Source organism: Paenirhizobium cremeum, from assembly GCF_022884085.1.
GTDB classification, from domain to species: domain Bacteria; phylum Pseudomonadota; class Alphaproteobacteria; order Rhizobiales; family Rhizobiaceae; genus Allorhizobium; species Allorhizobium cremeum.
On record NZ_JAGGCS010000009.1, the window covers coordinates 104,321 to 124,993 of the forward strand.

Here is a 20,673-nt window from a genome sequence, read left to right on the forward strand (position 1 = left end):
GTGAAATATCCGGCCGTCAGTTCCTCGACACGGTCCACCAGATCGGCGGCCGGATCGGGATCATTAGCGAAGCTTACGGTGTCATAGAGTTTTTTTTTGAGCCGAGCGGCCCGAAGAGGGCGGCGAAAGCGGGATTGTCATTCGCCAACTGGCGCATGTCTCGGCCACGCTTTCTGCCTTCCATGAAGGCGAAACGGGCTTCCACCATCCTGTCGATCGTGGTCTCCGACAGGGCATGCGTCAGCGCGAAGGAAACGATGAACTCACGGGCCGCATCATCATCATCGAACATGGCTGCCGTCGATACGATCTCGACCAGGGCGGCATGCTCCGAGCTTGCCGCCTCCGCTCGCGCCTTCCGGGTCTCGGCCTTGTCCTTTTCGTTAGAGGGGCGGACCCGCCAGACGCGCGGGATCGCCGCGCCGGGGAAATTGTACTCGATCAGCCAAGTCACAAGCTGCTCATGCAACGTATCGGACAGGTGATCGGCGTCGCTGTCCACGAGCAGATCCAGCATGCCGGCATGGGTCTCGGCGGCGGCGCGGGACCCGGCAGACCCGATATCCGTGGTCAGGCTCTCGCCCAGGATGCAGACCGCAATCTGCTTGTCCCAATATTCGACCCACTCCTTGTAGGAGACCTGCCCGGCGCGAGCCGCTTCCAAGAACTTGACGTTGGTCCCGACCGGCACCGTCATCGCTGACGAGGTCCGGATCTCCGCCAACTGATTGAGCAACTTGGTTTGCTCCTCGGTCAGCATGCCATACGGCGTTTCAGCTACCGCCGTCGGACCCGCGAACTTGTCGAGAAAATGCAACCAGAAGGCCACGCCTTCCCGCTTGAACAACACTGCCCAGAAGAGCGAGCTGCCGAGGCCAAGACCATACGGATTGTTGCCCACGACGCCATGACGATGAACGATGAACTTCCGGTCCGGAAGCTCGATGCCGTCATTCATGTTTGCCCAGGTGCGCAGGCGCGGCTTGCCATCGGAGCCGAAGGCGAACCGCCGCTGGTCATGCCCGACGATCCTTTCCGGCTTGATCCGGTTTCCGTCGCGCATCCATACCACTTCCGAGACCGCAAACCCTTTCAGGATCGCACCGCCGGAAAGGTCTTCGCAAATCCGGTCAAACGGCAGGCCGTTAAAAACCTCCCGAACGAAGTCGCCTGCTTCGACATCGATGGGACGATCGCCGCCCGCCTCAACTTCCCATTCGCGGGCGACGAGGTGTTTGTTGCGTTTGTCGAGGCACGGCCCCGCCCAGGTGTCGCGCCTGATCTCATCATAAATCTTGAGGCCCTTGCCGCCGCCGCGCTGGATCAGCGTGTCGTCGGCATGCTGAAGCGCCCCGCTGTAAAACGGTATGGTGATGTCGTTTCTAACGTCGGCGATCAGCGTGCGGGCCTCGGCCGGCAGGTTCTTGCGATCCGAAACCGTGGCGGCGGCAAATGATGTCTTCTTGTTCTTGCGGCGGCTCATAGGCGGTAGTCTCCAAGTCGGTCACTGCCACTTGCTGCGGCGGTCTGGATGCCAGCGCCGGCCGATCCGGCACGGCCACCGCCATAATGCAGGGTGTTTTGCCAGAGCATGTCGAGCGTATCGGGACCGTCGTCATGGTCGGCGTCCGGCCACTGCTGCAACTGGTCAATCAGGGTGGTTTGGGTCGGGTTGAGCCGGATCAGGCCGGCCGCGATCGGCGGCTGAAGGCGCTCGATGCGGAGATCCTTGTCCGAATGAGGAATGATCGGCACGGCGGAAATGCCGACGCCAACCTTTGCGGCGGCGGTCATCAGCGTTGTGCGCAGGAACTCCTGAAACTGCACGGCCTCAACAAACCAGAGCAGGCAACGATATTCGCGCTGCAGGGCGATGATGTCGGAAATGATGATATCGGGCAGTCGGCGACGGATTGACGCCTCCAGAACGTCCATCGTGCCATGCAGCCGGTTGAACCCGCCGATCAGAATTGCCGAGGGGTCGCGGCCCTGAGACTTCTTGCCAAGCGACGGGTCGACCGCGCCGAACGTGATCAGGTCGGGAATACGCAAGGTCCAGAAGGTCAGCGAGGCGAACGGGCTTCCGGCGCTGATCGGCTTGTTCTGGTATTCGGTGGCAAAGCTGTCATGATCGGCCGCGCGTTCCAGCATCAGCCAGACAAGCGGCTGTATCGCGGGCCAGTTGACAACTGCCCCGACATCCATCGCCGGCCGGTTCGCCTCGTAGAACGCGCGGGCGGCTTCCTCGCCGTCGTTATGAAACGCCTCTTCGAACTGTTCCCAGAGGTCCATCCGGTCGGGCCATTTCATGATGGCCTGGAATTCGAATACCCGCCACACCGGCGACTTGGCAGCGCGGACCAGCACGGCGTCATAGTGCAAGACAGTTCCGACCCAAACCACATCCATGGTGCCGTCGGGCGGGCCGACCTTCAGCGCCGCGCGTTTGATCCACGTTTCGAGCTTCTTGCGCTGCTCGGGCGAGCGGACGGCCTCGTCGTTCTCCAAATCGTCGAAGAACATCAGGTCGGGACGGTAGGGACCATGGCGACGACCGCGAAGCTTCTGCAGCGCGCCCAGGCCCTCGACACGGATGTTGTTCGCCGTGACGATCTCGCCCTCGCGCCAGACGCGGCCCTGTCCGGTCGCCTCGGGGAAGTCGGTAGCCAATCGGGGGTTTTCGGTCAGTTCGGCCTTGATCGCCTCGATCAGCAGCGCGGCCTGTGCGTAAACGTCGGTGACCTCGAGAATGTAGCGCTTCTTGCCCAGGCAGATGCAATAGAGCGCAAAGCCAAGGGAAAGATGCGTTGATTTGGACGATCCTCGGGGCGCGATGAACAGGTCTCTAACGCCCTTGTTGCTTTCGAGAATTTCGGGAACGCGGCCGAAAACCGTCTTGTGAAACAGGCTGTGTTCACCCTTCACATAGTGCGGCAGGTACGTTTCAAGGAAGAACTGAAAGCCTGTCGCGGAATCGCGCAGTTTAGCCAGGCGTTCGGCCTTGGCCTTCGGATCGGCCGGAAACGCGGAAACCGACAAGTCTACCCATCGGGCAAGCTTGTCCGCTTCCGCCTCGATCCACTCGCGGAAGTCCCGTTCGGAAACCTTGGCCTTCAGTACCGGTCGTCTCATGGAGCGAACGCCGTAGCGATCCGGTCACCGAACGGAACCAAGATTTCCTGCACGACGGAAATATGCTGCGGGAATTGCGCCTGGACGAACGCAATGAGGTGCTGCACGACACTTTGCGCGACACCAAGCTCACTGATCTTCGGGGCAAGTTTACCCGCGCTCGCAGTGACCTTCACCATGGCGTCGCCGAGTGCAACCATGTGTTTGATCTTTTGATCCAGCGTCAGGCCAGCATTGTTCTTCACCTCGTCCAGCAGCGCCTGCGCGAGCAGCACGAAATCCTCGGTAACGGACGAGACCACGACATCGAGACCTTCGCCCGCGATGGTCGCGGCGGACCGGGCCATGTCCCAATCGTCGCCGGCCTCCTTGCTCGCCTTCTTCCAGCGACCGATCGTTGCCTGACTGACGTTGTGCGTCAGGGCGATGGTCGCCATCGACATGCGGCGATAAACATAGTCGGACCGGGCCTTACGGCGGGTTTCTGCATCACTTGCCATTCGCGCCGGGGCCCTTTCCGATTCCGAATATGTCTTTGATGAGCTGCGGCGGATTGGCCGACGCCTGCTTGAGCCAGAGGATGAGATTGCGGCCGGTGATCCCGTAGGCGGCGGCCACCGCATAACCCCACGAACCGGGATTGTCCGCGACGCCTATCAGGCCGAGGGTCAGTTCCGTCGCCACGGTCGCCACGAAGACGCCCGCGACGATCGAGCCCACCGCCGTCAATGCGTCGTGGGACCGCCAGTCCAGCGCAACCGAAATGACGGCCGCGACACCGGACGAAATCAGCGTTGCGACCTTCAGGCCAAAGATAGTTTCCGGTCCGGTCATCGGCGTCCTCTGATGGCGGCGGCAATGGCGGCGATACCGTTGCCGACCGCCTGGATGCCGAAGAATGAAAGCAGGATTGCCCCCTGCCATTCATCAAACGGCGGGGGAAACTTCGGGATGCGCCAACCGAGCTGAAAACAGGTATCGAGCGTCACCAGCAGCAGATGCATGGTGAAGCAGCCGGCGATGACGGCCGTGACCAGCCGCATTTCCCAGAAACCGGCCGAGGCCGTCCGAATCTCTTTCGCGTTCCGGGCGGCGTCGATCTGGCGGTTGATGTCGGCAATGGCGGCGTCCGCGACCAGACGCGCCTGATCGGTCTCCGCCGCCAACTTCAGCTCGTAAGCGCGCGTTAGGGCGGTGGTCAGGTCACCGGTCAACCAACGTATCAAGGCAGCGATCATACGGCAGCCTTGATGCGGTTGACCGACCAGCGACCGGACAGGAACATGTAGCCCGCGCCCGCGCCGAGAAGCAGGACGAGAGCCGCGACACCGAACGCCCACGGATTGTTGACGCCGAGAAGGGCAGAGGCACCCGCCGTGCCCACGGTGCCGCCGAGCAGACTCACAACCGTCGAACTCTCGGCCGGCTTCACGTCGTCGGCGGTCGCGGCCTCGGGCACCGCATCGTCCGCCTCGACGGCTTCACGCGCGGCATCGATCGCGTCGAGGAAATTCTTGTGATAGCCGGCGATCAGCTTCGCCTTGTTCGTGCCATTGACGATCGCACGAGCGCCGACCGGATCGTCAACACTGTGGCTGAAATAGTCGCCGAGCTTCCGCCCGCTGAAGAGCCCTTCGGCCATGCCGACGATGGCGATCCGCGCACCGATGACGGGATCGAGCGCCTTCGACGGGATTTTCACCAGATCGACCCCCAAGCGGTCGCCGAGCTTCTGGTAATTCCGCTGATGGGTGATCTGGATCGGACCGCGCCCGAACCAACCATCGCGCCAGTATGGCGTTTTGACGGACGACAGCCGGCCGGCCTTCCAGGCTTTTTCCAGGTTGGCGATCGCGGCCTTGTCCGAACTGGCGAAGGTCTCGCGCACCGGCAGCATCCGGCCACCAGTCTCGTGGAAAACCTGCGCGAGGATGTTCGCCAGCCAGCGGCGATCCGTAAGCTTGAAATACTCCCACGCATCGAGAATGGCGTTGATGCCGTCAATCTGCCCCTGGGTCAGACGACCGCCGAATGGCGCGCGGCGAATATAGGCGAAAAAAGTCGTGGGGTTCTTGATCGGTGACATGGTGCCTCGCGAGCGGATTGAATGCTGCGAGACCATTGCGCGGGCACAAAAACAAAATGACCGGACATAAGGTCCGGTCATTCATCGGGAAACAGGCTGAGTTGAGATGTCGGAGGGGCGTTGGCCATTCGCCGCACATGCCGTTGCGTCAGGCCGAGCCGGCGGGCGATCTCTCCTCGTGACAGCCCCTCGGCCTCAAGCCTCGCAATCGCGGCCCTTGCATTCCGTGGCGGCCGGCAGTGTGGCACCGATAGAAACGATCCGCCCATATATTTGCATATCGCATAGCCGTCCTCTTTGCCAAGAGCCAGAATGACCGGGTGATCGTCATGCGGATGTTTAGGAAATTTGATCTCCAACCCGCCATACGTCTGAACGATCCGCAGGGCGAGGCGGACACCAATGGTCTCGGCAATCTCCTCTATGGCAGCGGGTACGGGCGGGCGCTCGCTCATGCGTGACGCCCCCTCTTTTCCATCGCCTTCAGGGCGTCGATGATCGGGCTGGCCTGATCGAACGACAGCGTGTCCGGATCGACTGCCACCGATGAGTTGCCCGGAAAGAGGAGATTGCGGCAGAACACGCGCAGAGCCTCCCGAGACCCGTTGTCGATGATGCCGGAACGGTGGCAGGATTTCCACAGCGCGTGGATCATGCGGATATACGGCTTGGCCGCGACAGGTAGCTTCTTGTTGCCCGCCGTAACGCGGAACCCCTTCCGCTTCAGCTCATCGACCACCGCGATCTTCTGGCGGACCGTCATACGGCGGAGCGAGCTTTCCCCGGTGACGCGGACGAGGAGCGCACGATAGACGTCCTCGTCCAGGCCGAGCTGCTGGCGGGCAATGTTGATAATGGCGGTCGTGTTCATTGCCCGCCCCCAATCAGGCCGGCGACGCCCGCGCCGGAAACGCCGTGGGAGAGCGTCACCGCTTCCCCTGCAAGATAGCCCTCGATCGACGCGGCGGTGACCTTTCCGGTCGCCTGAGTGCGGGGCGTGACGGTCACCGAATGCGGAAACCGTTCCTCAAGCACGGCATTAGCCGCTGCGGTCGCTTCAGGGGAAATGGACGCCTGGAACAGCCCGATCAGGCGAATTTCGAGCTTCCGCACCATCGTTTGCGTGAACTCGGCTACGGCAGCCCGCCTCGTCTTCAGGTTCCTGCGGCGGCGGTAGTATTCGCCTGCCTTGAAGTCCGCGATTGCCCTGTCAATGGCCCGGTCGAGAACGATATAGAGATATGTCGCGATCTCGGGACCAGGCTCCCGGCCCACATAGGCGCGAACCGCGCGGCGATTTTCGTCAACGGTCATGATGCTGGCGGTGTTGGTGCAATAGGCGATCCGTCGCCAGAGGGCATCGCGTGGCGACTGTCCCTCGGTCTTGCGCGAAACCGACTTTTGATCGAATGCCAGATCGCTTTGCCGGATGCCATGTTCGCGCATCAGATCGGCAGCCTTGGCGGCGGCGGAAAGCGCCTCCGCCTCGGTACAACCGCGGCCAACGGTCATTTCGCGCAGGGCCGAAATGCGCTTCTTCAGGGCATCCGTCATGCCACACCTGCCCGAACACCGACCGGATCGAAAACCAGTTCCTGCGGATGGCAGTTCAGGCAGAACTTGTCGCCATCGAACTGGACACGGACATAGTGCCGGTTCTCGCGCCCCTCGGGGCGGATGGTGCCGAAACGGCCCGTCACCTCGTGCTGGACAATGTGACCGACGGGGACGTCAATTCCGTAATAGCTTCGAATGTAATCGTAGCTCATGCCGCATCCCCTATTCGTTTAGGCGTTCGCCAGATCGAGACGGATCGGCGTTTCACTGCCGGTTTCCTTGTCGATCACGTGGAACCGGGCATATTCCCTCGACGCGATCACGCGGACGGAATCGCCAATGATGTTCATCGCCTTTTCCCAGTCGCCGGTTTCGTCCTCGATCTTGAGACGACGCAGGGCAAGAATGCGGTCGGTGTTCAGCTTGCCCTTCTTGTCCACTTGAAACGCCTGGTCGACCAGCGCACGAATATTGTTGCTGGACCCTTCCGACCAACGACGGATGCAATCATCGATCAGTTGCTTTGCCACTTCCAACTCCGGGCCGAACGTCAACGTTTCACCCACGGCAATGGTCAGACGGATGCCCGTATCCACCGTGGTAAAGGTCATGTTTCCCTTGGTTCCCCGGCGCTTGACGCCGTATTTCTCGGCGAGCAGTTCCCGGTAAGCCGTGGCCTCCTCGAATATTTCGGCGCGAAAGGCGACCAGGATGGCATTGACGGCCGCAGCGCGCGCCGCCAGCCGCCTTACCATTTCATCTTCTTCGATATGTTCCGGCTTGACGGAAGAGAGCGCGATCAGTTCGCCCTTACCCTTGTTGACATATGCAGTGCCGCTAATGTCCTGCGTGGGGATGGTGGTCGGTATTTCGATTTTCATGTTGTCCTCTTTTGTTCACTTGGGTTGGGGTGTCGGCGTTCCTGCCGGCCTGACGAGATGGGAGGGAAACGGGACAATCTGCCCCGTGGCCGACGAAGACGCGGGGATAAGCAGCGCCTCCATGCGACGCGCCTCGACGGCGCAGATGGAGAGCAGACCGGCCATGTGCAGGCATTCGATCGGTGGCAACGAGTTGCCCAAGGCGGCGTGGTTGAGAGCCTGCTGAACCAATGCCAGCACGCCGGAGATTTTCACGGCCGTCATGCCCGCACCTCCCGCCCGCCCTGGTCGATGGCAACGCCGGGCAGAGAAATCAACCGGCCGTCCAGCACGACATGCGGTCGCCCGGTGAGGCAGGCGATCCGCTCTTCCATGTTCCGGGCCTCCATTTCGAAGGCCCGAAGCGTTAGCAACAGCCCAACCGGATCGTCATTCCTAACGCCGGACTGGAACCGATCGCGCATCTGTCGGATGGCGTCAGACAGCATCTTTCACCTCGCTTTGCTGCATGGGATTTTGGGGGCAAGACCGGCAGGCCGCCCACTGGCGAAGCCGGCCGGGGTCGCTCATGGTCATGGGCGCGGACCGATGTTCCTCGCAGGCGCCGCCTGACAGAGCGGAATGGAGATGCGGGCACCAGACGCCGCCCGCGTACAGAGACAGGACGCGGGACGCGATCTTGGCTTGCACTTTGTCCATCCCGGCCGAGTATTTGCCCGCGCAAATCAGAGATATGGCTGTTCGCGAAACGCCCAATTCGTCGGCGATGGCCTGCTTCGTGCGGCCGGGCTTCTCGGCCTCGGCACGCAACACACCGACCCACTCAGGATCGGCGATTGACATCAGGGACGGCTGGCGCATGGCACATCTTCCCCGGTGTTGAAGTCATGCACCGCATTCAGCGCCTTGCGCCAAACAGGGGCCTGCATCCCCGTATTTTTCAGCAGACGAAACCGTTTGAAACCACGCGAATTGAGGCGCGTTCCGGCAGTTCGGCCCGCCTGTTCGGCCACATATCCCGCAGCGACCAGATGCCCGATATAGCGCCGGGCCAGATGCTCCGGATTGGCTTCGTTTTGCGCGGCCGCGATCACCAGTTCCGCGACGGTGAAGGTCGATGACATCCGCATGGCGGTCCAAATGCGCTGGCTGAACGTGAGCCGGCGCACCCGACGCACTACGGCGTTCGGACCGCGAACACGTCCCAGCACTTCCCCCCGTTCGGCGGCGGCCTTTCCCTTGGCGGTCAGTTGGTAGCAGCCGGCCTCGATCCGCTCGGCATAACCATTTATGACCAACTGGCCGATTGCGTTGGAGATTTTCTTTCTGTCCAGCGGCAGAAGCGCATCCAGCTCGGACAACGTTCGGCATGCGCCATCCGCAAGGGCGTGGATGGTCGTATTCGACAACGTGTAGGGTGCGTTGCGTGCCATCAGAACACCTCCGGCACGCGCACCGGCTGACCGCTGTGACGATCGTTGAGGATCGCCATCCCCGCCATGTCGGCGAGCCTCACGCCCTGGTCGCCCGGCTCCATGCGCAAGCCAAACTTCTCGATGTTGGCAATGGCCTCCAGAATTTCCCGGTTATAGCCATTCGAGATCTTGTGAACGAACGTCGCCAGATCGCTGGCAACCGGTACTTCGCAGCGCCGCTCGATGAACAGACGGACGTCTTCAAGACTTGCCTTTTCAAACCTAACCTTCTGGCTAACGCGCGAGGCTATCTGCGGGTATCGCGTCAAGTGGTCATTGACCTTGCCCATCCCGACAAGGATCGTCGGCAGTTCGATAATGTCGGAAATGTCACGGATCGTTTCGAGGATCGCTTCGCGCTTGGAGATATGGTCGGCCTCGTCGATGACGACGGCGAAGGTGCGCCGCGCCATGTTCGCGGCATTCGAGCGAAGCGCCAGTTCCTCAATGACCTTCTGGAATTTCTTCTGGAACGAGTGCGGCGGGTTCACCCGAAGCTCTTCCAGCATTTCGTTCATGAACCATGCGGGCGACCATTCCTTCTTCGCCCGAAGGTAGATCGCACCGTTCTGAGCCACCCAATGTTTCAACGTCGTCGTTTTTCCAAGTCCCGGCAGGCCGTCGACAACCGCCAAGCAGGCTTCCGACGCGCCTCGCTGTTCCAGCGCCGAAACGGCTCCCACGAAGCGGCGGACGTTGCTGGTCTCGACAAAGGTATTTTTCATGCTAGTTTCCTTGCGTTTTGGGGCTGTCAGGCAGCGTCACGGACGAGGGTTCGAAGCGCGTCCAAGTCGATGCCTGACAGTCGGAAATGTTCAGTTGCGGCAGGCCTCTGCAGGGCCGAGCGCAATACGCGAACGTGGGTACTGGTGAGGTGATCCGGATTTTCGAGCGCCCACGCCGCCAATTCCACATCGCTCGGGAATGACCTTCTGCGGGGCTGCTCGGCGGCTCCGGCCGCCGCCGGGTGTTGGGGCTTCTCGTTGTCGATCACCAGCACGGGCGCGGCCGAAACCGGCTCCGGGACGATGTCGAAGACGGGCATGGGAACTGCGGTGGCAGCCTCCAAGAAGCGCCCCGGTGAAAGCTCGGCGTGAACCTCGGCCAGATGGTCGTTGAGGCGACGCTCCCTCGCCTTGGCGCGCTTTTCGCTTGCCGCGCGCTCCATGGTCAGCGGAATGTAACGCTCTTCATTACCGGCGAAGACAGCAACACAAATCAGCCGGCCCATAAGCTCTTTACCTGAGCGAGCATCGATCTCGCGCACCCACACCTTGGACGCATCGTGAATGTCGTAACCGACGAGGACGTAATCCCCGTGGAACTCCTCAAGACCAATGTGGAAATAGGAGTTGTTCAGCCACTCGACCATCGAGCGCGAGACCTTGCGGCGGACATAGGGGCGGAAGAGGTCGTTCCGCTCATGCTCCAGCACCGGCACGGGCTCGAAACCCGTCGAGACGTGGTATTCCCAATACTGGTTGGGCGACATGCGATCCGGCAGCGACGAATGCGGCTTGTCGTTATAGGCCGCGACGGCATGGGCACACGCCGTTAGAAACTCCTGCCATGTTGGCAAGCGGCTGGAAGCCCCGAACTCTCGGATATCTTTGCGCGTGACCTTGAACGAACGTTGGCGCGCCTGCCGGTCCATCTCCTCGCCGATATAGGTCGAATACTCCTTCGCCAGCGGGTTCCAGACCGAGCCGTTGAACCGCTCTATAATACCGCGCGCCTGCGAGTTTTGAGGAAGGGAATGGAGCTTGGTGACACCAAGGCGCTCGGTGACGCCGGTCAGGGGATTGTCCAGCACGTCGTTCTTGTAACCAGGACCACGGTCGGCATAGAAGATCGCGGGAATACCGTGTTCCTCGCAGGCACGGCGGAAGGCATCGACAACGCCGATGGCGTTTTCCGCAAGGCCGAACGAGAAGCCAACGCATTTGCGCGTCGCGACATCGACAATGCTGGTGATTTCCGGCCGGAACGGCTGACCATGGATCGGATGGGCGATTTCCGCGTCGAAGGTCTTGCCGTCCGCCGTGTAAACGCAGCCCGGCAGCAGATCGCCGGTCGAACGCATCGTATAGGCCATGCGGCTCTTGAGCGTCAGCGATCCCTCACGACCGCGATGCCGTTCCACGTTGCCCAGGCGCGCCATCAGACGGCGAACCTGATCGTAATTCGGGGCGACGCGATTTTCCGGCAATCCCTTGGAGAACTTTTCGAGTGCATCCGTCATGCACGGCTTGCTCGGCTGCGCGTAAAACCGGAAGAACTGCCAGAACCATGAGGGGATTTCCTGCTGTTCTTTGGTCGCAAGCGGAGCAAGTGCGCCCACGCCAGAGGTATCACGCATGGAGAACCAGCGTTGGACGGTCCGCATGCTCACGTCGGCGCGGGCGTTGCGGTCGTTTGCCGTGATCAGCGTCGCTTCCGAAATGTCTAACGCATCGGGATTCTGCAGGAAGGACTGAATAGCTTGCCGCTGAGACATGCCGTTGCTGATCTGGTGCATGTCGATCGCTGACAGGATCGCGGACCGCGCAGTCATCACGTCGCGCTGGCGCGCCGTCAGATTGGCAGTCGAGAGCCGTTCGCGGCGCTCGATTTCGCGGGCCCTCTTTTCCTGCTGAGTGACCGTGACCAGTTGCCGCGTTTGTTCGGCATGCAAGGCCGATTGCAGAGCCTCGGGAAACAACGAAACATGGTATTCCATGCCACCGCCGCCTTCGCGACCTGCTCGCTTCCGGCAAAGCGGCGAGGATGCCCATTCGAAACGGTCGATATGATCCTGCACACGGCGCTTGCTCCATGGCAGCGCCTTAATCCGCAGCCGCTCTCCGGCCGAAGCGATCTCCTGCGCTGAAAAATACGGGTAGCTCATTTCAGCAGCCCCCCAACCCGGCCGCGCAGGGCGGCGCGCTGGCGTTCAAGGTCCGCAAGCCGCTCTTCCGTCTGCCAGAGTTGAATGACCTCGGCATAGCGCGCCGGAACGGCGACAAATCCAGAGAACTCGGCGAGGAACGTCAGCAATTCGTGGCAGCCGGTCACGTCGATCAGCGCGATGAACCGCTCCAAGGTGATTTTGTGATCGCGGCGCGCGGGTGAGGCGTAGCAATCCAGCATGTTTTCGGTGACGTTTTGGGAGAGGTAGTCAGACATTTCCGCCGCGATCGCCGCACGGGATTTCCCGCTGCGTGACATGGCCTCCGAGAGGACGCGGGCGATTTTCACGTCCAGAGTGCCGCCCTTGGCGACATCCGGTTCGAACCGCGCAACGACTTCGGGCGGCCGATAGTCGCGAAACATATCCATCGTGTCGGGATCGCGGCGCTTGCTCATCGTCAGATGCGCCCCCGGCGCTTCAGCGAGGCGATGATCCGCTCTTCATGCTCAGCGACGACCGTATCCAGCTCGTCATCCTTCAGGCCGCCGAAAAACTTGGAGAGCGTCGCAATGCTCTTCTGCAGGTCAGCAAGACGGGCGTCCACATGCGCCGATGCGATGTTGTTGGCGATTGCGGCGGGCAGCTTTTTCAGGTTTTCGTTGATCGCCTCGATCTTGCGCTCAACGTGGGTTTTCACCCGGCCGTTGGCGAGGATCGTCAGTGCATCCTGGACGTTGGTAGCGCGCGGCGGATCGGCAAAAAGCAGGTCGAGCACTTTCACTTGATCGCCGGGCGCCTGTTCGGAAAGCTGCTTCAAGCCGGCTTGATGGTCGGCGAGCCATGTGCCAACGACACGCTTGCGGCTGGCGGGCGTTAGCTCGGACCAAACTTTAACGGCGAGTTCGATGGCACGGCGCGAAAGGCCGATCTTTTCGGCGGTATCAGTTGCAAACGCAAAGATTTCGTTTGCAGAACCATGCTTCGCCAATGCACCCGCTGTGCCCGCTTTCGTTTGCGGATACAGGCGCTCGTAAACCTGTTTCAACTCGTAGAGATGGCGGCAGCGGTCCAGTTTATTCAGCTCGACGCGCCCAAGGTTTTCCATCACCTCTTCAAGCCGTGCCTCGTCGTCGGTGGAGGCGGTGGAAACAGTGAGAGGGATCGCGGTCCAACCGAGCAGACGGACCGCCTCCAGGCGGCGCAGACCGGACACGAGGCAATAGCGATTGCCGACCGCGCGGACCCGGATCGGATGCTGCAGGCCGGTTGCAGCAATGAGAGGAGCGAGGGCAGCAGCCTCGCCGGGGTCAAAGGAGCGGGCGCGGTCTTCGGGAATGTCAATCCACGAGAGCGGTACGCTCGGCGCGTCTGTTGTCTGCACTTTTGGAATGCCAGCGGTTTGCGGCTTGGACATCGGGAACCTGTGTATTTCGAAGGGAACATTGCGGAGCCGCCCAAGGGGGTGGCAGGCGGCTCCGCGAACCGCGCCGGACGCAAAACCTGATCGGCGCAGCAAGGGGGTCAGCTCGACGAGCGCTCCAGTTCGTCGGCTACGTCGCGCAGCATCCGGGCCGTCTGTTCGCGGGCGGTTCGCTCAATGCTCTGGCTCAACTGGACAATCGTCTCCTCCAGCAGCCGGCCGGCCGCCGTCTGCACCGCCAGCAGCGCCGGCCGCGCCCGAAACTCCAGGGTCGATACGGGCGGTACCGCGACAGGTGTGCTGGAGCGGATCGCGTCTAGCAGAGAAGAGACATTCGCCAGAACGCCCGCGCCGTCGGAGGTCTGGCCGTCGGAGGCGGTCGGCTCTGACACATTGTCACTGATCGCAACATCCGACAGCTGCCGCGTCTTCTGGTCCATCGCCACGGAGATGATCGGCTGGAACGGGACACAAGCATCGTCGGTAACGAATACGTCAGCTTTCACCCGCGCTTTGCGCTCCGCCCTCGCCTTCAACGGCAACGGCTGATGAAGAGGCAATGCCTCGGCCTGCTTTTCGGCCATCGGTACGGCCTGCGCCTTGCGGGCGGCAGGCACCTCGGAGAAAGGCGCGGGCCGTTCGGCCGCGCCGAGCTGCACAGCTGCGGCCCACCGTTTGACGAGGGAGCGCGCCGGAGCCGTCACCGACGCAATGGTCAGATCATGGCAGAAATCGTGGTAGGCGGTGATGCCGTTATAGTCCGGCGACTGGATTGCGTCCCAAAGGCGGCAGGCCGCTTTAATGGCCCTCGGCGGCAGGTCACTGAAAAAGGGAATTTTGCTCCCGCTCATACTGCACCGCCTGCCGGCGGGCGACCGAGTTCGCGGGCCATGGCAAGATAGCCCATTTTATACATCGTCCAAGCGAACGGACCATCGATGGACCGCTTCTTGTCCTGAGGAACAGCCTCCCACCAGCGTTCGAAGCTCCGGCGGGCATTCTTGGTGACCTCGGCCACGGAGAGGTCGCACGCGGTATCGTCGAGGACGTCGACCCTGGGACGGTTTGCTGACATGGCGGTTCTCATGCGGCCACCTGCATGTCAGTCGACGCGTTAGATTTTTGACTTTCTAACGGCGCACGTTTCGCGGTATTGAAGATGCGGTTAGGTTGTATGGGATAACGGTCAGGCCACACCACTTCGACGGGATCACCGAGAAAGTCCGCGATCAGCTTTTCGTTGGTGCGGTTCCACCGGGTCCAGATGCCGCGAAAGGAGCTGGGGTTACGGCCGTTCTCCACGGCGAAATCGTTGAACCTGACGCCACGGCGTCGAAATTCGGCAAGGATCGAGTGGCGATCCCACTTGGGTTTGGCCTTGGCCATGTGACTAACTCCCACAGGAAGCGGGTGGTGGCACACCCGCTTTTTGTTGATGGTTTTGCAACAATTGCGCTCCGCCGAAGCAGGCCGCGCAAATTTGATACTCCAAAAATTTTTGGGGGTCAAATTTTATTTGGTGGGAATGTTTAATCTATGGAAATGTCTGAAATTGCAGCAAGATTAATCGAAGAACGGGAACGCCTCGATTATAACAAAGCTGCGTTTGCACGTCTTTTGGGAATCAACTCAGAGACGCTGCGCTTGATCGAGGCTGGGAAATCGGCCTTCCGAGTTGATGTTCTCGCTCGTGGTGCGTCTGCTGGCATAGATGTTCAGTATGTACTGACGGGAGTTAGATCCCAAAATACGGAGACGGTTGCCCAAGAGATCGGTTTCGAAAAGCAGGTAATCAAAGGTGAAGTTTCCGGCATCGGATTCGTCGGGCCGGGGTCTCGCGTCCAGATCGTTAATACCCAGCAGCACATCACCCGCACGAAGGTTGAGGCGAAGCCTGGAACCGATCATATCCGGGACGAACAAAAACGGATCTTGACAGACTTGGTGGATCAGGTTGTTGAGACGGAAGCTGTTCTGAAGAAGACACCCAAGACGCATCGTGCCGTCTGGTCCTCGCTCAACAAGCATTGCGGGGTAACGAGCTACCACCTCATCAGGCTTGAGGACTTCGACAAGGCGCGGAAGTTTCTCAACATGTGGCTCGGTAGGCTGAACTCGTCGGCCTCCGCGCCGGTGAAGAACGGCGATGCATGGCGAAACAAGAAGATCGCCTACATCAAGACCAACACCAAATCACCGGAAGACGAGGCCGCCATGCGCGCCTACATCAAACGCGAGTTCAAGGCCACGAGTCTGACGGAACTGGCGAATGATGAGCTGGAACAGACCTATCGTTACGTCGCCGGCCTTAAGCGTCGCAAGAAATGAGAAATGCATGCCGGAGGTAGCTCCAATGCTACGTCGCGAAGCCACCCCGCCAAAACCATACTTTAGAGATAACGGAGAGAACGTATGAAGTTGATGAGCATGGCCGCCTTGGCGTTTTCCGCTTTGGCCACCGTGGCAGCCGCCCAGGAACCACAGGAGATCGCCGCCCTCGATGTCGCGGTAGACGCGGCGACCCTTGAGGGTAAAGCACTGAAGGTGACCGGCTGCACGATTATTGGGGCAAATATCAGCTTCATGATGTGCGGCATCAAAAGCAAGACCGGCACCGTTGGCAATCTGCACGTCGGCGTCGAGAAACTCGACCGTGCGCAATTCAAGCAGGCGCTGCAAAATTGCGCCGGGCTGATGCCGGCCAAGGGGTGCGGCGCAACCATCATCGGCTCTCTCGGCAAAACGTTCACCGGCGAACCGAGCATCATCGCCGAGCAGATCGTATGGGTAAAGTGACCGTTGTAAATCTGCTGCCCGCCGTCTGCTGCTAACGCCGACAAAGCTCAGTTTCAGACGTCCCACCTCGGCATTCCTCATCGCCCAGGCATTGGCGGAAATTCCCCTAGAAATTCCGCCGCTTGACTGAGGTGGGACGTTTTTCGTCAAGGTGGGTCGAAACGTCCCACCTCCAACGCTCTGCCGCTGCCCTCACTGTACCTTCTTCTTCGCAGAAAGAGCCGTGCCGGTCTCTGACGGGCCGCCGCTGTTCCCTATTTTTGCGTTTCAATTCAAAATGTTGTTCTTGTCAGCGCGGTTGGCAGAACAATGGCGGAAGAATGCGCGAACCTGTGACAAAGATTGCGCGGTTTTTCCCAACTTTTATCGTGCTTTTTGCATTTCGCCGCGCCGCCCCCGTTAGAGCGCTGGAGCGAATTTCCTTTACTCTCCGGTCACTTACCTGCGATTAGTCCATCCCTCTGACCTGTGACAAAGGTAACACCCCCCTACAATTCTCGCGTGCGGAAACCTCAACGCCCGGCACGACCCGGCATTCGCCGGCCCTCAGATCGGTGCCGAACCAGCTCACCACCAGCGCCACGTTTTCGAGATTCGGGCAAAGAGCCTGCAATTCATCGATGGAGGCCTGCCAGTCGGTCGGCGCGGTCAGCGTGTTGCGGTTGAGGATGCGCTCCTCGCCATCCCCTGTCTTTTCCGAAACAGCCGTTGCCGCATAGCCGTGCTCGGTCGCGCCCGGAATGATCGTCACGGCGCGGATATCGCTTTCCAGCCTGCCGACCGGGCGGATCACCTCGAACTGCAAAAGCGGAATGCGGTTGCCGAAATCGTCGAGCGGCAGCCGCTCGAACACGACATAGGCAAGCCCGCGATAAGCAGGCGCATTGCCCGCTCCCTGCTTCGCCTCGATCAGCGGATCGACAAGCTGTTTTTCCGACCCGGGATAGAAACGCATCTCCACCCCCGTCAGGTCGATTTCCTGCCCATCGGCCCAGACCCTTCGGATCGCCGCGACCGGCCCTTCGCACAGTCCGAAGGCGACATTGGCGAAATAGCTGTAGGTCTTCACCCGCGTTCCCGTCGCCTTGCCGCCGGCGCGCTCGGTGGTCACCTCCTCCTCGAAGCGCGTCGCCCAGATCAGCGTGCCACCGAGCCTTGCCGTGCCGTAAAGCCGCGGGATCGCGGTGCCCTCCGAAGCCCCCGGCAGTCTCGCTGCCGAGAGATGCGACCCCGTCACCGTCGAACCGCCGATCAGCATGCCGTCGACGGCGCTGCCGGCAAGTGCGCCGGCGGCCCGGCCGATCACAGCGCCCAGCGGGCCGAAGACGGAGCCGAGTGCCGCACCCGCCGCCTGGAAAAGAATGGTCGCCATAGAAGGACCTCAGAGAATGTCGGGAAAACGAAAGACACCGGCAACCCGCCGTCGCCAGGCCGGCACCAGCGCCGAGCGGATCACGGCTGCCTGCTCATAGGCGTGAATGAAATGGTCGGGACCGGAGAGAATGCCGGCATGCTTGGCGGCAAATTGCGGACGGAAGCGGAAAACCAAGAGATCGCCCGCTTCTGCTTCCGCAAGACTTGAAACAGGCACGAAATGCCTCGCGGCGGCATCGAGCAGCCGCTCCTTACCCGCCCTTTCCGCCCAATCCGGCGCATAGGCCGGCACTACCTCCGGCTCTTCGCCATAAAGATCGCGCCAGACACCGCGCACCAGACCGAGGCAATCGCAGCCGATCCCCGCCGCCGATCCCTGATGCCGGTAGGGCGTGCCGATATAACGCTCCGCCGCAGCCAGAACGCGGGTGCCGATGGCGGTCATTGAAAGCCTTCTTACCGTTTTGTCTGGATAACGGCCTATGCCGGGCAATAAATCAGAGGGGACAAGTTGAAATTAATACAACAAATCCACCTTAATGAAATAATTTCGCAAAATTCGCTTCAAGGTCTATTCGTTGCCTGACGAAGAGCCATCAAATATGCATAATTCTTTATATATTCTTCCGGCAAGAAAGAGATTCTGGGAGTCGGATATCCACGCCAGCAACCGAAATTTTCGACATCCCAAGGAAGAACAACTATATTCCGACTATCCAAGTCGAATCTGGTAGCATACGGCAACCCCATTTCATCCAAATGAGTGGCGTTTTGAATTATTAAATCTAAGTCTTTTCTTTGAACAAATTTGATGTTTTTGGTGCCATAAGCAATCCTACAGGCGAATCGCTCGTCACTTTTGCTTTTTAATACATCAAGAATCAAACAAGGGCGAAGCTTAAGCTCGCCCTTGGGATTCGTTTCCGGGAAGTAGGCTGTCACAATATCAAATGCTGACGGAGGCTGAAGCCACCAGTCAGAATGATTTGCACAATCCGAAGCCATCAATGAGTTCCCAGTCGGAAGATCCAATCTTCTCTGCTGCGCGTTTCCGCATCAGATCGACAGCTTCAGGCGTAACATCATCATGCGATTTATACACCTCCGGCGGAAATCGGCTTGCGTCCCGATCATCGAAGTGGCTGTCAGCCCTGCGCATCGGTGCAGACATTTTCGTCTCCTATATCTTTGTTAAGAGCAGATAAGCACGAATCTTGTCACGGTACAACGCATCATTTGGTCGATGGTTTCAGACTGTAACCCTACATTCCTTGCCGTGGGCTTAATCATTTCGCGCGCTTCTTGATGCTAAATGTGGTGCTCTTAGCACAAGTTTCAAGCGCAGAGGAAGTGCACTTTGCCGTGGCGGCAGATCATTTTTTAGCGCGCACTGATAATGCACACTCACTCATAAAGCACGCTCCCGTCATGCAGGCTCTCGCCCTTCACGTAGGAATAGGCGAAGTCGCTGCCCGGCATATGCGGAAAACCCCGGAAGTTCATGGCATTGGCAAACCGGTCGCGACAGGTCGAAAACGCCTTGTCGCAACCGATGGAAACAGTCACGACATCCCCCGCCTCCGGCAATCCCTCCAGCGGCAGCCAGAGCCTGAGCCGCACCCCGCCCGTCGCCGCCTCGCTATCCTCCACCTGAACGGAAATCCCGGCATTGGCGCCGCCGTCGAAACCAAGGTGCCCCAGCCGGAAATGCCCGTCCTCGACACTCGCCGGCAGCGCCACGACGATACGGTCCCGGCTTTCGACCGCAGCCACCGTTCCCGAAAGCCGCCGCCCGCCCGTCGCCATGTCGATGCCGCAGCGGCGGTCGCCAAGGCTCGCGTCGCAGCGGCGGTTGTAGATCCGTCCGTTTTCCTGCGACAGCCGGTGGGCGAAACTCCTGAGTTCGGCGGTAAAGGCCTCGCCGGCCCGCGAGACCTCGCCGATTTCCTTCACGGACACCAGCAGGTGCTGCGCCTCCGGTTCCTGCCAGTTGACGAGGAAGACCTCCACCCGCGCGCCGTCATAGCGCCCGGCGGCAAGGTCGGCCTCGGTGATCGCTTCGCTGGAAAAGCCGCCGGTCACCTCCGCCGCCGGAGCCGCCATGCCGCCCGTCTCCCGCGCTTCACTCGCGGTAAAGCCGCTCGCCGCCCGGAATGTCGTGCCGGCAAACAGCAGTGGATGGTCGTGCTCGGTAAACCCCAGCACCACCCCATCACTGCGCGTCACCCGCCAGGCGCGGCAAAGCGTCGTCACTCCGCCCTCGATATGGGCGGCCAGTGCTTGCGGTATCTTTCTCATGGCAGGATCTCGATCAGCGGAATGGTGGGAATGCGCCCGGCCCGGAAGGCCTCGAGGTTGAGATCGATCCGCTCGGCATCGAAGCGCACCGGCACGTCGAATTCGAAGCCCACCCGTACAAGCGCGCCGGACTGAGGAATATAATCCTCATCGATGACAACAAGACCGGTCGCCGCATCACAGGTGAAGGCGGAAGCCGGCAGCTCGACGCCATCGACGGCAAGCCGCACCGTGCCCGCCACCGGCTTGGCGATCACACGCCGCCATTCGCCCGCCGCATCCCCGTAGGTCTTCGCAAGCTGGAAGGTCACGGTCTCCCCGTCCCCCTCGCCGATGACCTGGTCGAAGGGCGTTACCGCCCGGTCGGGCGCGCAGGATTTCCCGTCCACCGGATCGCGAAAACGAAAGCCATGGAGACCACCGCCCCGCGCCTCAAAGAAGGACAGCACCTCGTAAAGGTCCGCCACCGAGCGCATCCCGGACCCCGCATCATAGGCGCGGCGGCTGTCGCGCCAGCGGCGGTTGCGCGCCTCCCTGCCGTTCGACAGGTTGACAATGTCGGTGCGCCGCACCGGCCCGCCCGTCACGTTGAGCGACAGGCGCAGCGGAAACCGCACCTCGTGAAAGCCGTCTGCCATCGGCATGCCTCCTTGGAATGGAACCTTGATCTGCCGTCGAAAACGGATTTGCTTTCAACGCTCTATCTATTTGTTTTCACGCAACTCCGGACGCAAAACCGGTTCCCACTTTTGCTGGAGTTGCTG

The 20,673-nt window shown here is 60.7% G+C and carries 29 protein-coding genes and 1 pseudogene; 2 read left to right on the forward strand and 28 right to left on the reverse strand.

Translation table 11 applies throughout. The features are described 5' to 3' along the window. Window positions 1-73 precede the first annotated feature (73 nt). The 22 genes from J5N58_RS16815 to J5N58_RS16920 all read right to left on the reverse strand — a co-directional run bounded on the left by J5N58_RS16815 (window position 74) and on the right by J5N58_RS16920 (window position 14,827). On the reverse strand, window positions 74-1,483 hold the full coding sequence (locus J5N58_RS16815) for a phage portal protein family protein (protein ID WP_244711787.1): 1,410 nt from the start codon (window positions 1,481-1,483) through the stop codon (window positions 74-76). Next, on the reverse strand, window positions 1,480-3,132 hold the full coding sequence (gene terL, locus J5N58_RS16820) for a phage terminase large subunit (RefSeq protein WP_244711789.1): 1,653 nt from the start codon (window positions 3,130-3,132) through the stop codon (window positions 1,480-1,482). Before terL ends, J5N58_RS16815 begins: the two co-directional genes overlap by 4 nt. Continuing rightward, window positions 3,129-3,632 carry a DUF1804 family protein gene (locus tag J5N58_RS16825; protein WP_244711792.1) on the reverse strand — a complete coding sequence of 168 codons (504 nt, stop codon included), beginning with the start codon at window positions 3,630-3,632 and terminating at the stop codon, window positions 3,129-3,131. Before J5N58_RS16825 ends, terL begins: the two co-directional genes overlap by 4 nt. Next, window positions 3,622-3,966 carry a hypothetical protein gene (locus J5N58_RS16830; protein WP_244711794.1) on the reverse strand — a complete coding sequence of 115 codons (345 nt, stop codon included), beginning with the start codon at window positions 3,964-3,966 and terminating at the stop codon, window positions 3,622-3,624. Before J5N58_RS16830 ends, J5N58_RS16825 begins: the two co-directional genes overlap by 11 nt. Then, on the reverse strand, window positions 3,963-4,370 hold the full coding sequence (locus J5N58_RS16835) for a hypothetical protein (RefSeq protein WP_244711796.1): 408 nt from the start codon (window positions 4,368-4,370) through the stop codon (window positions 3,963-3,965). Before J5N58_RS16835 ends, J5N58_RS16830 begins: the two co-directional genes overlap by 4 nt. Next, window positions 4,367-5,218, reverse strand: a complete 852-nt coding sequence (locus J5N58_RS16840) for a glycoside hydrolase family 19 protein (RefSeq protein ID WP_244711799.1) — start codon at window positions 5,216-5,218, stop codon at window positions 4,367-4,369. Before J5N58_RS16840 ends, J5N58_RS16835 begins: the two co-directional genes overlap by 4 nt. A gap of 77 nt (window positions 5,219-5,295) precedes the next feature. Next, on the reverse strand, window positions 5,296-5,673 hold the full coding sequence (locus J5N58_RS16845) for a helix-turn-helix domain-containing protein (protein WP_244711801.1): 378 nt from the start codon (window positions 5,671-5,673) through the stop codon (window positions 5,296-5,298). Continuing rightward, window positions 5,670-6,089, reverse strand: a complete 420-nt coding sequence (locus J5N58_RS16850) for a regulatory protein GemA (RefSeq protein ID WP_244711803.1) — start codon at window positions 6,087-6,089, stop codon at window positions 5,670-5,672. Before J5N58_RS16850 ends, J5N58_RS16845 begins: the two co-directional genes overlap by 4 nt. Then, entirely contained in the window at window positions 6,086-6,772 is a 687-nt protein-coding gene (locus tag J5N58_RS16855) for a DUF7168 domain-containing protein (protein WP_244711806.1), read from the reverse strand. Before J5N58_RS16855 ends, J5N58_RS16850 begins: the two co-directional genes overlap by 4 nt. Beyond that, window positions 6,769-6,987 carry a hypothetical protein gene (locus J5N58_RS16860; RefSeq protein ID WP_244711808.1) on the reverse strand — a complete coding sequence of 73 codons (219 nt, stop codon included), beginning with the start codon at window positions 6,985-6,987 and terminating at the stop codon, window positions 6,769-6,771. Before J5N58_RS16860 ends, J5N58_RS16855 begins: the two co-directional genes overlap by 4 nt. An 18-nt stretch (window positions 6,988-7,005) precedes the next feature. After that, window positions 7,006-7,656, reverse strand: a complete 651-nt coding sequence (locus J5N58_RS16865) for a DUF3164 family protein (RefSeq protein WP_244711810.1) — start codon at window positions 7,654-7,656, stop codon at window positions 7,006-7,008. 15 nt (window positions 7,657-7,671) lie between these two features. Next, on the reverse strand, window positions 7,672-7,920 hold the full coding sequence (locus J5N58_RS16870; RefSeq protein WP_244711812.1) for a hypothetical protein: 249 nt from the start codon (window positions 7,918-7,920) through the stop codon (window positions 7,672-7,674). Next, the gene (locus tag J5N58_RS16875; protein WP_244711814.1) at window positions 7,917-8,144 is read right to left on the reverse strand and encodes a hypothetical protein; all 228 of its coding nucleotides are present in this window, start codon (window positions 8,142-8,144) and stop codon (window positions 7,917-7,919) included. The genes J5N58_RS16870 and J5N58_RS16875 overlap by 4 nt, the downstream gene beginning before the upstream one ends. Beyond that, window positions 8,134-8,517 carry a helix-turn-helix domain-containing protein gene (locus J5N58_RS16880; RefSeq protein ID WP_244711817.1) on the reverse strand — a complete coding sequence of 128 codons (384 nt, stop codon included), beginning with the start codon at window positions 8,515-8,517 and terminating at the stop codon, window positions 8,134-8,136. The genes J5N58_RS16875 and J5N58_RS16880 overlap by 11 nt, the downstream gene beginning before the upstream one ends. After that, window positions 8,499-9,089 (reverse strand): hypothetical protein, encoded by a 591-nt coding sequence (locus tag J5N58_RS16885; protein WP_244711819.1) that lies wholly within the window; start codon window positions 9,087-9,089, stop codon window positions 8,499-8,501. The genes J5N58_RS16880 and J5N58_RS16885 overlap by 19 nt, the downstream gene beginning before the upstream one ends. After that, window positions 9,089-9,856, reverse strand: a complete 768-nt coding sequence (locus J5N58_RS16890) for an AAA family ATPase (RefSeq protein ID WP_244711821.1) — start codon at window positions 9,854-9,856, stop codon at window positions 9,089-9,091. The genes J5N58_RS16885 and J5N58_RS16890 overlap by 1 nt, the downstream gene beginning before the upstream one ends. 26 nt (window positions 9,857-9,882) lie before the next feature. After that, window positions 9,883-12,018, reverse strand: coding sequence for a Mu transposase C-terminal domain-containing protein (locus J5N58_RS16895; protein ID WP_244711824.1), 2,136 nt, complete (start codon window positions 12,016-12,018; stop codon window positions 9,883-9,885). Beyond that, window positions 12,015-12,476: a phage regulatory CII family protein gene (locus J5N58_RS16900; protein WP_244711826.1), complete on the reverse strand. Its 462-nt coding sequence runs from the start codon at window positions 12,474-12,476 to the stop codon at window positions 12,015-12,017. Before J5N58_RS16900 ends, J5N58_RS16895 begins: the two co-directional genes overlap by 4 nt. 2 nt (window positions 12,477-12,478) lie before the next feature. Further along, window positions 12,479-13,435 carry a ParB N-terminal domain-containing protein gene (locus J5N58_RS16905; RefSeq protein WP_244711829.1) on the reverse strand — a complete coding sequence of 319 codons (957 nt, stop codon included), beginning with the start codon at window positions 13,433-13,435 and terminating at the stop codon, window positions 12,479-12,481. 107 nt (window positions 13,436-13,542) lie between these two features. After that, window positions 13,543-14,292, reverse strand: coding sequence for a hypothetical protein (locus tag J5N58_RS16910; protein ID WP_244711831.1), 750 nt, complete (start codon window positions 14,290-14,292; stop codon window positions 13,543-13,545). Then, window positions 14,289-14,516, reverse strand: a complete 228-nt coding sequence (locus J5N58_RS16915; RefSeq protein WP_244711835.1) for a hypothetical protein — start codon at window positions 14,514-14,516, stop codon at window positions 14,289-14,291. The genes J5N58_RS16910 and J5N58_RS16915 overlap by 4 nt, the downstream gene beginning before the upstream one ends. Window positions 14,517-14,524: 8 nt before the next feature. Next, a complete protein-coding gene (locus J5N58_RS16920; RefSeq protein ID WP_244711837.1) occupies window positions 14,525-14,827 on the reverse strand; it encodes a helix-turn-helix domain-containing protein in 303 nt (100 codons plus the stop codon). A gap of 150 nt (window positions 14,828-14,977) precedes the next feature. Here J5N58_RS16920 and J5N58_RS16925 point away from each other — a divergent pair, with 150 nt between their 5' ends. Both J5N58_RS16925 and J5N58_RS16930 read left to right on the forward strand, forming a co-directional pair. Then, window positions 14,978-15,769, forward strand: coding sequence for an ORF6C domain-containing protein (locus J5N58_RS16925; protein WP_244711840.1), 792 nt, complete (start codon window positions 14,978-14,980; stop codon window positions 15,767-15,769). Window positions 15,770-15,853: 84 nt separating this feature from the next. Then, window positions 15,854-16,237 carry a hypothetical protein gene (locus J5N58_RS16930; RefSeq protein WP_244711842.1) on the forward strand — a complete coding sequence of 128 codons (384 nt, stop codon included), beginning with the start codon at window positions 15,854-15,856 and terminating at the stop codon, window positions 16,235-16,237. Between the two features lie 496 nt (window positions 16,238-16,733). Here the strand turns inward: J5N58_RS16930 and J5N58_RS16935 are convergent. From J5N58_RS16935 to J5N58_RS16960, 6 genes and pseudogenes are all read right to left on the reverse strand, one after another. After that, a pseudogene (locus J5N58_RS16935) lies at window positions 16,734-17,609 on the reverse strand (baseplate multidomain protein megatron); the annotation flags it as partial. A 9-nt stretch (window positions 17,610-17,618) separates the two neighbouring features. Continuing rightward, window positions 17,619-18,056 carry an NlpC/P60 family protein gene (locus J5N58_RS16940; RefSeq protein ID WP_244711844.1) on the reverse strand — a complete coding sequence of 146 codons (438 nt, stop codon included), beginning with the start codon at window positions 18,054-18,056 and terminating at the stop codon, window positions 17,619-17,621. 119 nt (window positions 18,057-18,175) lie between these two features. Beyond that, entirely contained in the window at window positions 18,176-18,616 is a 441-nt protein-coding gene (locus J5N58_RS16945; protein WP_162748264.1) for a hypothetical protein, read from the reverse strand. After that, on the reverse strand, window positions 18,588-18,782 hold the full coding sequence (locus J5N58_RS16950; RefSeq protein WP_113448308.1) for a hypothetical protein: 195 nt from the start codon (window positions 18,780-18,782) through the stop codon (window positions 18,588-18,590). The genes J5N58_RS16945 and J5N58_RS16950 overlap by 29 nt, the downstream gene beginning before the upstream one ends. A 233-nt stretch (window positions 18,783-19,015) precedes the next feature. Further along, a complete protein-coding gene (locus tag J5N58_RS16955) occupies window positions 19,016-19,909 on the reverse strand; it encodes a DUF2163 domain-containing protein (RefSeq protein WP_244711847.1) in 894 nt (297 codons plus the stop codon). Continuing rightward, the gene (locus J5N58_RS16960) at window positions 19,906-20,547 is read right to left on the reverse strand and encodes a DUF2460 domain-containing protein (protein WP_244711849.1); all 642 of its coding nucleotides are present in this window, start codon (window positions 20,545-20,547) and stop codon (window positions 19,906-19,908) included. The genes J5N58_RS16955 and J5N58_RS16960 overlap by 4 nt, the downstream gene beginning before the upstream one ends. Between the last annotated feature and the right edge of the window lie 126 nt (window positions 20,548-20,673).